This is a genomic window from Fructilactobacillus florum DSM 22689 = JCM 16035 (assembly GCF_001436645.1).
Taxonomy (GTDB): Bacteria; Bacillota; Bacilli; order Lactobacillales; family Lactobacillaceae; genus Fructilactobacillus; species Fructilactobacillus florum.
Window position 1 is genome coordinate 1 of sequence record NZ_AYZI01000003.1, and the last position, 13,375, is coordinate 13,375.

Annotated in this window: 13 protein-coding genes and 1 pseudogene; 13 read left to right on the forward strand and 1 reads right to left on the reverse strand. The window is 37.0% G+C overall.

The features are described from left to right. From FC87_RS01875 to FC87_RS01885, 3 genes are all read left to right on the forward strand, one after another. Positions 1-1,073 (forward strand): alpha/beta hydrolase family protein (locus tag FC87_RS01875; RefSeq protein ID WP_056961422.1); only part of this gene is annotated, 1,073 nt, incomplete at its 5' end. After that, the gene (locus FC87_RS01880) at positions 1,070-1,429 is read left to right on the forward strand and encodes a hypothetical protein (protein WP_056961426.1); all 360 of its coding nucleotides are present in this window, start codon (positions 1,070-1,072) and stop codon (positions 1,427-1,429) included. The genes FC87_RS01875 and FC87_RS01880, both read left to right, overlap by 4 nt. A 2-nt stretch (positions 1,430-1,431) precedes the next feature. After that, positions 1,432-1,710: a hypothetical protein gene (locus FC87_RS01885; protein ID WP_009166281.1), complete on the forward strand. Its 279-nt coding sequence runs from the start codon at positions 1,432-1,434 to the stop codon at positions 1,708-1,710. Positions 1,711-1,987: 277 nt separating this feature from the next. On the opposite strand, the gene plsY is transcribed toward FC87_RS01885, so the two are convergent. Next, positions 1,988-2,638 (reverse strand): glycerol-3-phosphate 1-O-acyltransferase PlsY, encoded by a 651-nt coding sequence (gene plsY, locus FC87_RS01890; RefSeq protein WP_009166282.1) that lies wholly within the window; start codon positions 2,636-2,638, stop codon positions 1,988-1,990. Positions 2,639-2,797: 159 nt separating this feature from the next. On the opposite strand from plsY, the gene parE reads away from it, so the two are divergent. The 10 genes and pseudogenes from parE to FC87_RS01940 all read left to right on the forward strand — a co-directional run bounded on the left by parE (position 2,798) and on the right by FC87_RS01940 (position 13,313). Continuing rightward, entirely contained in the window at positions 2,798-4,759 is a 1,962-nt protein-coding gene (gene parE / locus FC87_RS01895) for a DNA topoisomerase IV subunit B (RefSeq protein WP_156656518.1), read from the forward strand. Between the two features lie 12 nt (positions 4,760-4,771). After that, on the forward strand, positions 4,772-7,237 hold the full coding sequence (gene parC, locus FC87_RS01900) for a DNA topoisomerase IV subunit A (protein ID WP_056961430.1): 2,466 nt from the start codon (positions 4,772-4,774) through the stop codon (positions 7,235-7,237). Between the two features lie 74 nt (positions 7,238-7,311). Beyond that, positions 7,312-8,250, forward strand: a complete 939-nt coding sequence (locus FC87_RS01905) for a manganese-dependent inorganic pyrophosphatase (protein ID WP_009166285.1) — start codon at positions 7,312-7,314, stop codon at positions 8,248-8,250. 121 nt (positions 8,251-8,371) lie between these two features. Next, positions 8,372-8,809, forward strand: coding sequence for a peptide-methionine (R)-S-oxide reductase MsrB (gene msrB, locus FC87_RS01910; RefSeq protein ID WP_054689704.1), 438 nt, complete (start codon positions 8,372-8,374; stop codon positions 8,807-8,809). A gap of 24 nt (positions 8,810-8,833) precedes the next feature. Then, complete coding sequence (msrA, locus tag FC87_RS01915; RefSeq protein WP_056961433.1) at positions 8,834-9,367, forward strand: peptide-methionine (S)-S-oxide reductase MsrA; 534 nt, start codon at positions 8,834-8,836, stop codon at positions 9,365-9,367. Between the two features lie 57 nt (positions 9,368-9,424). Further along, positions 9,425-10,036: a YdhK family protein gene (locus tag FC87_RS01920; protein ID WP_235804431.1), complete on the forward strand. Its 612-nt coding sequence runs from the start codon at positions 9,425-9,427 to the stop codon at positions 10,034-10,036. A gap of 165 nt (positions 10,037-10,201) precedes the next feature. Then, positions 10,202-11,140: a Dyp-type peroxidase gene (locus FC87_RS01925; RefSeq protein WP_056961435.1), complete on the forward strand. Its 939-nt coding sequence runs from the start codon at positions 10,202-10,204 to the stop codon at positions 11,138-11,140. A 198-nt stretch (positions 11,141-11,338) separates the two neighbouring features. After that, positions 11,339-12,639 (forward strand): annotated as a pseudogene (locus FC87_RS01930) (Y-family DNA polymerase). Further along, positions 12,632-12,952, forward strand: coding sequence for a hypothetical protein (locus tag FC87_RS01935; protein ID WP_056961437.1), 321 nt, complete (start codon positions 12,632-12,634; stop codon positions 12,950-12,952). Before FC87_RS01930 ends, FC87_RS01935 begins: the two are co-directional and overlap by 8 nt. Further along, the gene (locus tag FC87_RS01940) at positions 12,945-13,313 is read left to right on the forward strand and encodes a hypothetical protein (RefSeq protein ID WP_054689697.1); all 369 of its coding nucleotides are present in this window, start codon (positions 12,945-12,947) and stop codon (positions 13,311-13,313) included. Before FC87_RS01935 ends, FC87_RS01940 begins: the two co-directional genes overlap by 8 nt. Positions 13,314-13,375 lie beyond the last annotated feature (62 nt).

Consider the following 13,375-nt stretch of genomic DNA (forward strand, 5'->3'; position numbering starts at 1 on the left):
CTGGGTTTCAAGGGATGGCAGTTGCTCCTTATAAACATGGGAAACCTGATTATCATAATGTTCAAATTGCGATTGCAGGGACTAATTTTGATGATATTAAAGATGTTATTACCGATGCAACACAAATTCCTGAATCTAGAACTATTATAGGACCAAGTGCTTATGTATATGGTATTGTTTCAAATGCTTTGGATCATAGCCAATTTACTTCTGCGGATCGATTTTATAATGAAACCGTTAATAAGTTAGAATCCAAAGGATTTTCTGCAAGTGATATTAAACATGGAACTGGACATTCTTTGGGTGGAGCCTTGATTTTTTATTTAGCCGCAAAGCATCATTTTTCAATGACAACTTTTTCTAGTGCTGATCCACGAAGTAATTTAAATGATGCAGATTTAGCGTATATTAAAAATCATCCAGAAATGTTCAAAGATTATTATCATAAATCCGATATTATAGCTAACTGGCAAATGATTGCTCAACTGGGGAAAGCTTTTTCTGTAAATGAATTTTCATCAAAGTATGGAAAAGGAATTATGGGTATGATTAATGGTCATTTTATTGATAGTTACCATTTTGAAAAAAAGACAGGTCAAGTTGATACTGACGTATTTAATACCTTTGATATCGAATTATCATCAATTCAAGAAGAATATAAGCGATTGAAAAGTAGTGGAGCTTTAACTAACGCAGATGAGATTATGTTAGATGCATCAGTAGCAACAGAATTAACGATAGCCATTAGAGATGTAGCTAAAGAGATACTCGATGAGATTATAAAAAAATTACATAAGGTAGTTAGAGAACAAGAAAAATATTGGCAAGAAGTTAAAGAAAAAAGTATGATGGTTAGCTCACAACTATCACCAGATGAATTAATACATTGCTTAAATGAAGGTGGAGCTAACTATCAAAGTATGGTTGGAAAATATAAAGAAGACGCTAATCAAAGAATTACTAAAGCTAAAGATTTAAAAAATAAGTTTGAAGAGTGGGCAAGTAAGGTACAACAAGGCATTGAAAAAGTGGTTCAAAGAGATAGTGAGTTGGCAAAGGACTTTAATATATGAGTTTAGATTCTAGACAAAAAGCTAAAAAAATTGATCAACTTGAAACTAAATTGGATAATTTAAAACGAGAATATCATGAAAAGCAAGATGAGATTTTTAATGTATATAGACAAGGTAATCGATATTTAAATCAACAGCATGATGTTTGTTATAATGTGTTAATTGCATTGGATATACATGAAGAAATTAAAATTAAAACAGGATATTTATTCGAAGAGTTTGGAGATGGACTTATGAGACATCGTAAAAAAGCAGAAACTCAATTATATGATGAATTTCAAGTTAAACAAAAAGACTTGAATAAACAGTTAGATGAAATTGAAAGTAAAACCAATGATAAACGAAAAGAGAATTAATTATGGTAATGCTCTATGATCCAGTCCTAGATTTTAAAACACTCAGTGAGGCAGAGAAAACATTAGAAAAAAATATGGTTAGACTGATTGGTAATGGATCAGTAATTAAATCAAAGATTAAGTATAAAAGTAGTATTGATGAAGTTAGAATTGATGAGGTTAATGGTAAAAGTAAAATAGATGGGTTAAGTTCTAAAATAGATTCTGGAATTAAAGGAAAATGGTCAAAAAAAGTACAAGAAGAAAGTAAAAAAGAAACTTCAAAAATCATTAAGATTTAAGGTTTCTTTTTCTGTTTTTAAGAGTTAATGATATATGTACTCTTTTTGTTTAATTTTTATTTTGAAAAATGGGAGACGCTCTAATGAACCTCTCCCCGTTCCTAACTATTTTTTGCGACTGCAAATAGAAACAATACTGAAACTAATTGCCAGCACATTAATAGTTACCATAAAAATTACAAGTTTAAGCATAAAAAAAGAACTCTGATCCCGATGGTGGGTAAGGTACTCACGCGAATCCTTGATCAGGGTTCTTTATAGTTAAAGTTAAATCAGATTACCGCCGGCGGTGTTTTAACACACGGGGGCTTTTTTTTACGTATTTTAAATACCAGTAATATAGACCCCAGTCAGTCAAATTCTCTGAACCGTTCAATATTTTATGAATATTATTGCGATGAAGATAGAAGATAAAAACCGTTAAACAAAGCGCTAAGATAATTAGGGCATTGTCGTGGATTAAACATGCCGAAAAGACGATAATAATAAATCCCAACATGCTTCCCAAACTAACCATGCTAGTGATGAAGATACTGGCAATAAACGTAACTGCTGCGATCATAAAAAAACTTAAGTTATAGGCCATTAGCATCCCAGCGCTGGTAGCAACGGCCTTACCACCCTTAAAGTGATAAAAAATTGAAAAGGTATGACCTAAAATTGCAGCAACTCCAAACACTAACGGGTACCAACCGTGAATCCCAAAAAGGGTTGGCAACCAAGTGGCTAGATACCCCTTTCCAATATCTAAAATCATCACTAAGCTTCCTGCAACTGGTCCTAAAAGACGAAAAGTGTTGGTTGCACCGATATTTTTGGATCCATGCCGAGTAATATCAACATGAAAAAACAATTTTCCAATCCAAATCCCATTTAGAATGGAACCAAGCAAATATGCAATGATTAAAAGCACGATAATTTTAAACATGTTTCCTCCAATGTTACGGTTAATTAACAGCAGTTATTTTAGCATTAATTTTGTAATTAAAACAGTTGCATACCAGTTAAACTCAGTCATTAACCTGGTTTAATTTGCATATCAAAGAAAATAAGTTATCATAATTACAGACAAAAGGAGCGAATGACCATGGCAAAAACCAAGCAGTCACAAGAGTATGATTCGACTTCCATCCAGGTTCTCCACGGACTAGAAGCTGTTCGAAAGCGTCCGGGAATGTATATCGGTTCTACCGATGCCCGCGGACTTCATCATTTGGTGTATGAAATTGTTGACAATGCTGTTGATGAGGCAATTGCTGGTTACGGCGATCAGATAAATGTCACAATCCATGCTGATGATAGCATTACCGTTACTGATCATGGCCGCGGGATGCCAGTTGGAATGCATGCCTCTGGGAAACCGACCCCCGAAGTGATTTTAACGGTTCTGCATGCCGGAGGTAAATTTGGTCAGGGAGGTTACAAAACTTCTGGAGGTCTCCATGGAGTTGGATCAAGCGTTGTAAATGCACTTTCAGAATCCCTTACGGTCAAGATTGTTCGTGATCATCAATTATATCAAGAAGATTTTAAAAACGGGGGAACCCCAGTAGGTACTCTACGTAAGCTAGGAAAGACCACCCAACCAACGGGGACAACGATTACATTTAAACCTGATCCAAACATGTTTACGACGACCGTCTATAATTTTGAAACGCTAGCGACGCGACTGCGAGAATCAGCTTTTTTATTGAAAAATGTACAAATTGTACTTACCGATGAGCGGGTTGGTCAAGAGCAAACGGCGATTTTTAAATATGATGATGGAATTAAGGATTTTGTTAAATATTTAAATGAAGCCAAGACAACCATTGGTGATGTGCTTTATTTTGATGGTAACAAAAACGGCATTGAAGTCGAAGTTGCGGCACAGTATAACGACGGTTATACAGAATCAATGCTGTCATTTGTTAACAATGTCAGAACTAAAGACGGAGGAACTCATGAAGCCGGTTTTCGCAGTGGATGGACGAAAGCTTTTAATGAGTACGCACGAAAAGTCGATCTATTAAAAGAAAAAGATAAAAATCTTGAGGGCGCTGACATCCGCGAAGGACTGACTGCGGTAATCGCTCTACGAATTCCAGAGGAAGAACTTCAATTTGAGGGTCAAACGAAGGAAAAATTAGGAACTCCGGCTGCTCGGGCAATCGTTGACAACGTAGTGGCAGAGCAGCTCCGGTACTTTTTAATGGAGAATGCTGATTTAGCAACTCTATTAGTTAAAAAAGCTTTGCGAGCTAGAAAAGCCCGTGAAGCTGCTAAAAAAGCGCGGGATGAAAGTCGACACGGTAAGAAAAAACACAAGAGTGAACGACTACTTTCGGGTAAATTGACACCAGCTCAGTCCAAAGACGCCCGACTTAATGAACTTTTCTTAGTCGAGGGGGATTCAGCCGGTGGCTCTGCCAAACAAGGAAGAGACCGTAAACATCAGGCGATTTTGCCATTACGTGGAAAAGTATTAAATACGGAGCGGGCTAGTCTAACTGACATCCTTAAAAATGAAGAAATTAGCACGATTATGTATACAGTTGGAGCTGGAATGGGCGATGACTTTCAACTGCAAAATGCGAATTATGACAAAATTATTATCATGACGGATGCTGATGACGATGGTGCTCACATCCAGATTCTATTGTTGACATTTTTCTATAAATATATGCGGCAAATGATTGATGCTGGTCGAGTTTATGTTGCGCTACCACCGCTGTATAAGATGCAGACGGGACACGGCGCTAATCAAAAAATTGAGTATGCTTGGACTAATGAAGAGCTTGAACAGTTAAGAAAACAGTTTCCTAAGGGGGCTAATTTACAACGTTTTAAAGGTTTAGGAGAAATGAATGCCGACCAACTTTGGGAGACTACCATGGACCCTAGCAAACGTACCTTAATTCGAGTTCAAATTGATGATGCAGTTCAAGCTGAACAGCAAGTTTCTACTCTAATGGGAAATAAAGTAGAGCCCCGACGTAATTGGATTGAAGCCAATGTTCAATTTACGTTAGAAGATGACGGCAGTATCTTGGATCATACGAATAATTAAGAGGTGGCAAGCATGCCGAAAAAGGCGACAATTAAAGAACTAGCGCTAGCGACTGTTATGGATGAACGATTTAGTCGCTACTCAAAGTCCATCATTCAAGAACGAGCACTTCCAGACATTCGTGATGGGTTAAAACCAGTCCAACGTCGCATTCTTTATTCAATGAATAAAGACGGAAATACCTATGAAAAAGGCTTTCGAAAAGCCGCTAAATCAGTTGGAAACGTTATGGGTAATTTTCATCCCCATGGCGATAGTTCAATTTATGAGGCAATGGTTCGGATGAGCCAAGCTTGGAAGTTACGGGCACCGTTGATTGATATGCACGGTAATAATGGTTCCATGGACGGTGACCCTCCAGCTGCCATGCGTTATACAGAAGCCCGTTTAAGCAAGATTTCCAATGAAATATTACGTGACATCGATAAGGAAACGGTTGACTGGGTCTTAAATTTTGATGATACCGAAAAAGAGCCAACGGTCTTACCAGCACGGATTCCTAACCTATTAATCAATGGAGCTACTGGCATTTCTGCCGGATATGCAACAGAAATTCCACCGCATAACCTGGCAGAAGTTGTTGGGGCATTGATTCACTTGCAAGAGCATCCAGATGCCAGCCTAGAAGAACTGATGAACTTTATTAAAGGTCCTGATTTTCCAACCGGTGGGATCATCCAGGGCTTAGATGGCATTAAACAGGCTTATCAAACAGGACGTGGTCGGATTATGATTAGATCTCGTTCCACCATTAAAAAACTTCGTAGTAGCAAAGAAGAAATTCGCATTACTGAAATTCCATATGAAGTCAATAAATCGCAACTGGTTAAACAAATTGATGAAATTCGTTTAAATAAAGAAATTGATGGGATTGCTGAGGTTCGCGATGATTCAGATCGCTCCGGTCTCTTAATCTCAATTGAAATCAAACGAAATGCTGATACGCATGGAATCTTAAATTATCTGTATAAAAATACTGATTTGCAAGTTTCTTATAATTTCAATGTGGTGGCCATTAAGGAAAGAAGACCACAACGGTTATCATTAAAAAGTATTCTGACTGCCTATTTAGATTATCAACGCACGATCATCACTAATCGTACTAACTTTGATTTACGGCAAGCACAAGCCCGACAACATATTGTTACGGGTCTCATTAAAGCACTCTCAATTCTTGATCAGGTAATTGCAACGATTCGCGCAAGTGCTAACCGGACCAATGCTCGTGATAACTTAGTTAAAGAATACCAGTTCACCGAGCAGCAGGCAGATGCCATTGTGGCTTTGCAACTATACCGCTTAACCAATACAGATGTTACTAAGTTACAAGCAGAACACGAGCAACTAACTAGTAAAATTACTGAGTACAATAGTATTTTGGCAGATTCAGCTAAATTGGATCAGGTCTTACGTCAAGAATTAACTGCAATTGCAGCTGAATTTAAGTCTCCTCGGCGCTCTACAATTGAGGCAGAGATTGAAGATCTCCAAATCAGTAAACATGTTACGATTCCAGCTGAAAACGTGATGGTATTACTTTCTCATGACGGATACTTTAAGCGAAGTAGTCTGCGTTCTTTTAAGGCGTCCGATGTAGCCGACAATGGTTTGAAGCAAGATGATTATCCGGTCTTTATTGGTCAACTAAACACACAAGATATTGTTTATTTATTTACAGATCGTGGTAATTTAATTTATCGACCGGTTAATGAAATTGATGATTTAAAATGGAAAGATACGGGTTCGCATATTTCTCAGTTAACTGGGATTGATTCACAAGAAAAAGTCATTGCAGTGCATACTTTCCAATCGCTAAAACAATCAGGTAAATTTTTAATTGCGAGCCGGGCTGGTCATATTAAACAAGTTCAGTTTGACAAACTGTTGCCAACTCGAACTTATAAAACTCGTGCCACCAGCTATTTAAAATTATCTAGTCCAACAGATGCAGTCGTTAGTGTTGCATATGTTTCAAGCACTCAAGCCGAATTGCAAGTACTACTAGTATCTCAAAAAGGTTTAGCGCTCCGTTATCCACTATCATTAGTTTCTACTACTGGAGCCAAAGCTGGTGGAGTGCAGTCTATGAAACTAGCAGCTGATGATCGGGTGGTTAACTGCCAGTTAGTGGAGCCAAATAATTCAGAAGTAGCTGTTATCTTTCAAGATGGAAGTTTTAAAAAGCTCGCTATTAGCGATATTCCAGTGACCACCCGAGGTCGCAAGGGTATCAAAATTCTGCATGAGCTTAAAAGTCGCCGAATTTTAGTCGCCGATTTTTTAATGATTCAGGAAGCTGAACAACTAATCCAGGTTCGCACAGACCATGATCAACAACTTGATTTAGTTTTAAATAAGTATCATGTTGGCACACGAACTTCCAACGGTACGAAAGTACTCGATCCAAAGACAGTGGGAGTTCCAGTGAGATTAACTCATTTGCTGGGAACAGGTCCAACTATTGCAGAGAAAAGTTAGTTAAAAACAGATAAGTTAAGCAAATTATGATAAAGTTAAAATACAATGCTTGTAATCAAAAGGAGAGTTTCAAGATGACAAAAGAATTAGTTTTTGGGCATCAAAATCCAGATACGGATGCAATCGCAGCGGCAATTGCCCTTGCTTATTTAGAAAAACAGGACGGCTATGATACAGAGGCAGTTGCACTGGGAAATGTAAATCCCGAGACGCAGTTTGTATTAGACTATTTTGGAGTTAAGGCTCCACGGGTTGTAAATGCTGCTCGACCAGAAACAGATCAAGTTATGTTGGTTGATCACAATGAACCGCAACAAAGTATTAGCGATATTGCTGACTTGACTGTTACTCACGTTGTTGATCATCATCGCATTAGTGGTTTTAATACTGAAAAACCACTTTATTACCGCGCTGCTCCCTATGGCTGCTGTTCAACCATTATTACCCAGATGTATTCTGAAGAAGGCGTTGACATTCCAAAAGAGATTGCGGGGCTGATGATGTCAGCCATTATTTCCGATACGCTTTTGTTGAAGTCTCCAACAACGACTGATGTCGACCGAGAAGCTCTGCAAGCGCTCGCCGAAATTGCTGAAGTACCGGACTATGCTGATTACGGTGTTAAAATGTTAAAAGCTGGAACGAATGTTGATGCAAAAACAGCGGTTGAATTAATTACAGGTGATGCAAAATCATTTACTCTCGGTAACAAACAAGTTCGAATTGATCAAATTAATGTTGTGGATCTAGCTGATATTACCAAGCGACTAGCTGAAATTAAGGCGGCAATGAAAGTTGAAGCACAGTCTGCTAACTATGATCTCTTTTTAGTGTTAGCTACCAATGTTTTGACCAGTAACTCAATGTTAATTGTGGTGGGAGATCCTAAAACAGCCGTTACAAATGCTTTTCATACTGAGCTTGACGAAAACGATGTGATGAACTTGCCTGGGGTTGTTTCCCGAAAAAAACAAGTTGTTCCACCGCTAACAGAAGCCTTGGAAAATAATTAGTGATTATCAAAAGAATTCTTGCGCATTGCGGGGATTCTTTTTTCGAATTCAATTGTTTGCAATTGAATTCCATTTGGTTATTATAAGTAAGTGTAAGGGAATATGAATAGGAGGGCATAGAATGAGTGAATTAAAAAAACAAGCATTGAAGGACAAGTTAACTCCAGAACAGTATGCTGTTACCCAAGAAGCTGCTACGGAGACAGCTTTTACTGGTAAATACGACGATTTCTTTAAAAAGGGGATTTACGTTGACGTTGTTAGTGGGGAGCCGCTGTTTAGTTCGACTGACAAATATGATTCTGGTTGTGGTTGGCCGGCTTTCACAAAGCCCATTGAAAAAGATGGAATTAAAAGTAAGACTGATACCTCATTTGGCATGATTCGTGAGGAAGTTGAAAGCGCTCAAGGTAACTCACATTTAGGTCATGTTTTTCCAGATGGTCCCACTGATAAAGGCGGATTACGTTATTGTATTAACTCTGCTGCACTTCGTTTTGTTCCTTTTGATGACATGGATGCGGAAGGTTACGGTAAATATAAGTCATTGGTAGAATAATTACTTAAACTAGGAGGCAGATTCATGAAAAAAACTGATACAGCTATTTTCGCCGGCGGATGTTTTTGGTGTATGGTTGAACCGTTTGATCAAATGCCTGGGATTGAATCAGTTGTTTCTGGTTATACAGGTGGACATGTTGCTAACCCAACCTATGAGCAGGTTTGTTCTGAGACAACGGGTCATACCGAAGCAGTTAAAATTACATTTGACCCGTCAGTTATTTCTTACAAACAGCTTGTTGAGATCTATTGGCGCCAAACTGATCCAACTGATGCTAGTGGCCAGTTCCAAGATCGCGGTGACAGCTATCGGCCCGTTATTTTTGTAAACAGTGCGGAGCAACGTCAGATTGCAGAAACATCCAAACAGGAGTTGAATGCTTCTGGTAAATTTGATGCACCGATTGTAACAAAAATCGAAGATGCAAAACCATTTTATCCAGCTGAAGAATACCATCAGGATTTCTATAAAAAGAACCCCTTTCGAGCTCAAATAGAAGAAATGGGCGGTCGAGAACAATTTAAAAAAGACCAATGGGGCAAAGAAACTAAGTAACTAAGTAAAGTCAATTGGAAATGGTGCTTAAAAAATTTTTGAAAGAAGCGTTAAATTATGAAGATGAAAAAAATAATGATGGCCAGTTTAACTACAATCACATTGGCGGTTAGTGCTGCTAATACGGTTAGTCCAGTTTTAGCTGATAGTAACAATTCCAGCAACATGAATATGAACAATAACAAAATGGATAAAAAGTCTATGGACATGTCCAAAAATAAAGGTTCCATGGCAATGATGATGAAACATGACAATGCCTTGCCAACTGATTTGAAAATGGTCAAAAATCCTAAATTCAAAGTTAATTCAATGGTTAAACTAAAAGCTAACCACATGCCTGGGATGAAGGGCGCAATGGCAAAAGTTACCGGCGCTTACTACACCAATTTGTATGAAATTAATTATAAACCCACCAATGGCGGCAAAGAAGTTAAAAACCATAAATATGTAGTTAAGTCTGAATTAACCGCAGATAATAACAAAGGACTTAAAAAAGGGAGCAAGGTTACCGTTAAAGCTGATCACATGGATGGAATGAAGGGGGCTAAGGGTAAAGTTGTGAAATGCATTTCTGGTCCAGCTTACGCAGTTACCTTTACACCTACCACTGGTGGTCAAGAATACGTGAACCATCTGTGGCTGTCGCAAAAAGAGCTGGAAAAAGCTTAAAATTTTAACTAAATTAATTTTGAAATGTTGCTAATTAAGCTTAATTGTTGATTAGCAATATTTTATTTTTCTTATTTTTACTGGTAATCAGGTGTTAAAATAAGAATAGTGAATAAGTTAAAGTGGTTTAATTTATCACAATTAATAATAATGGAGATTTTAAACATGACTACTGTAGATCCTAGCCAAGCTCAAGATGTGTGGAAAGATGTTGGAAAGAATGTTGAATTTGTATCTTTAGCCTTAACTAGGGCAGATCAAGCGACGGCTCAAGCAGCTGTCCAAGAATTTGCAGATCGCTCTCAAGCAATTATTCGTTCGATGCGTATTCGAGAACCAGAAGCAGACCTACGAGTGTCCATTGGTTTCAGCAATTCGGCCTGGGATTATTTATTCCCGAATGCTGCTAAACCAAAAGAACTAGAAACCTTTGCGGGAGTGAGCGGCCCAGAATATTCCATGCCAAGTACTCCGGGAGATTTATTTCTCCATATTCGAGCCAATGACCAAGCCGTTATTTATGAAGTGGTGGCGCAATATCAACAATTTCTTGGGGAATTTACAACGGTTTTAGATGAGGTAAAAGGGTTTCGCTATCTAGAAGGGCGAGCCATCATTGGATATATCGATGGAACGGAGGCACCGCAAGTAGAGGATGCTGCCCCATATGCTTTAGTTGGCGATGAAGATCCAGAATTTATCAATGGTTCTTACTTATTCACACAAAAGTGGATTCATGACATGGATAAGTGGAATGGTTTATCAGTTGAACATCAAGATCGAGCTGTGGGTCGACAAAAATTTTCAGATCTAGAATTGCCCGACGAAGAAAAAGCTGAAAATGCACATAATTTAGCTTCTAATACCGGCGATGATAATAAAATCATTCGCATGAATGTTCCATTTTCCAATCCAGCAGAAAAAATAACTGGAACTTATTTCATGGGTTATGCTCGACATTGGGAGACTACTAAAGAAATGTTGCAACAAATGGTTGATATGTCTGATTTCTTATTGACATTTTCGGAGCTAAAAACTGGAACCCTTTATTTTATTCCATCACGCCCACTGCTTGATGAAATTGCAGGGGGAGAATTAAACTAGCTAATTAAACGATATTCTTGTAGTGCGATAAGAATATCGTGCAAAAGGCTAATTAATTCGAAAAAATAAACTCATATAGTTTTGTTTTGAAGAACATAATTTTTTATGTTCTTTTTATTTTGGCAAAAGCACACATCATTTTAGAACATACGTTCGTGTGATGTGCTATAATTCAATTATACGAATGGAGGTGAAAACATGTTTTTTGATGATGAACCGAGAGGAGCATTTTTTTAATCGATAACAAATCTTTCTATGCTAGTTGTGAAGCGATTCAAAGAGGCTTTAACCCGATGAAAGTACCATTAGTTGTCATAAGTGAAGCAGAGAACACCAACGGTGGGTTGGTATTGGCCACTTCTCCTGAAGCAAAAAGACTCTACCATCTAAAAGCCAATGTTTCACGGCAACGGGATTTACCAAATGATCCACGCCTATATGTTGTTCCCCCTCGTATGAATCTCTATATTAAGAAAAATATTGAAATTAATAACTTGTTTGGCGAGTTTACTCCTGAAGCATGCATTTTTCCTTATTCTATCGACGAAAGTATTCTAGACATGACAGATTCATGGCATTTATTTGGTAATTCAATTAAAGAAGTAGCTCGACTTATGCAAAAAACAATTAGACAAAGATTAGGATTATATACAACCGTTGGTATTGGTGATAATCCAGTTCAGGCCAAATTAGCATTAGATAATTACGCAAAGCATAATGATGATTTAATCGGTGAAATCCATTATGAAGACGTTCCTCAAAAGATATGGTCAATTAAAGACTTAACAAAGGTTTGGGGAATTGGTCCCCGTACTGCTAAACATTTGAATCGAATAGATATCCATAATATGTATGATTTAGCTCATGCTAATCCTTATTTCATTAAACAAGAGCTTGGTGTTATTGGTTCGCAACTTTTTGCGACGGCATGGGGCGTCGATCGGTCAAAGATCACTGATAAAATAGTTGTTAAATCCAAAAGTTTGGGTAATTCTCAGGTGTTACCACGTGATTATCATGAGCAAGGAGAAATCGAAAATGTAATTAAAGAGCTAGGTGAACAGGTAGCAGCAAGAGTCCGTAATCACCATAAACTAACTAGCCGGATCGCTCTAGGGGTTGGCTTTTCGTTTCATGATAGGGAAATTTATAATAGTTCTGGTTTTTACCAAGAAATGTCGATTGATGCCACCGATAATAATCAGGAAATAGTTAAACCTTTGCTTTATCTATTTAGAAAACATTGGAATGGACAAGCAATTAGAAATATTTCGTTTTATTGTAGTAAACTAGCTCCAAATAATAGTAAATCTTTAAATTTGTTTACTGATTTAGAAGTAGAGAAAAAAATGACTAAATTAACTAGCACAATTGATGAAATTCATAAAAAATATGGATTTTCTAAACTAGTGTTTGCAAATAGTCTGGCTAAAGGTGGGACAGCCCTCGAAAGAGCAAAGTTAGTTGGTGGTCACAACGGTGGAAATAGTTATGAATAATGATTTAAACATAATTATTAAACGAATGAATGCACTTTTTAAACGAGTTTCTCAAACGCACTATTGGATTGAAGTCGCAAATGATAAATATGACAAACAATTTAATTTTTTCTTTAATAGCCAGCATCGTAAACAGCGATTGAGATCAATTCCTTTACATAGTTTAAACAACTATGATCTTAATTACTTAGAAAAAATCATTAACGAATTTAAATTACACAGTAATTTAACCATCAATTTTGTTGGATTTACTGATTTAAAATGGCCTAAATCAAACCAACTAATTCAAAGAAAGCGTGATCTTCTTGAATAATTATCAATTTAATCAGGAAATTGTGGATCGATTTTTCAAGTACGATTATCACGATCGTGGGATGGTTAAATGGCAAGGATTTTATTTGTCTGACCATACTACTGCCATGAACAAGCAAAAAGTAAAACTAAATCGAATTGCTAAATTAAAAGAACAACAAACGCTTCTTACTATCAAAAATATTCTATTCTACTCATTAGAAAATAAGGTTAATGTTATTATGCAGCTGAATGAGGTCGATGTCGAATTGAATCCGTTAGAAATTGTTAGTCAGGTTGCAAAATTAAACGATATTAAAGTTAAGTTAACGGATAATCAAGTAATACTTTTAGAATCTATTCGAAATGTTTTTATTGCTTAATAATTTATAAACTTTACCCAAAATAGCAATAAACGTATTTAAAAGCAAAACGAAATTTAAAT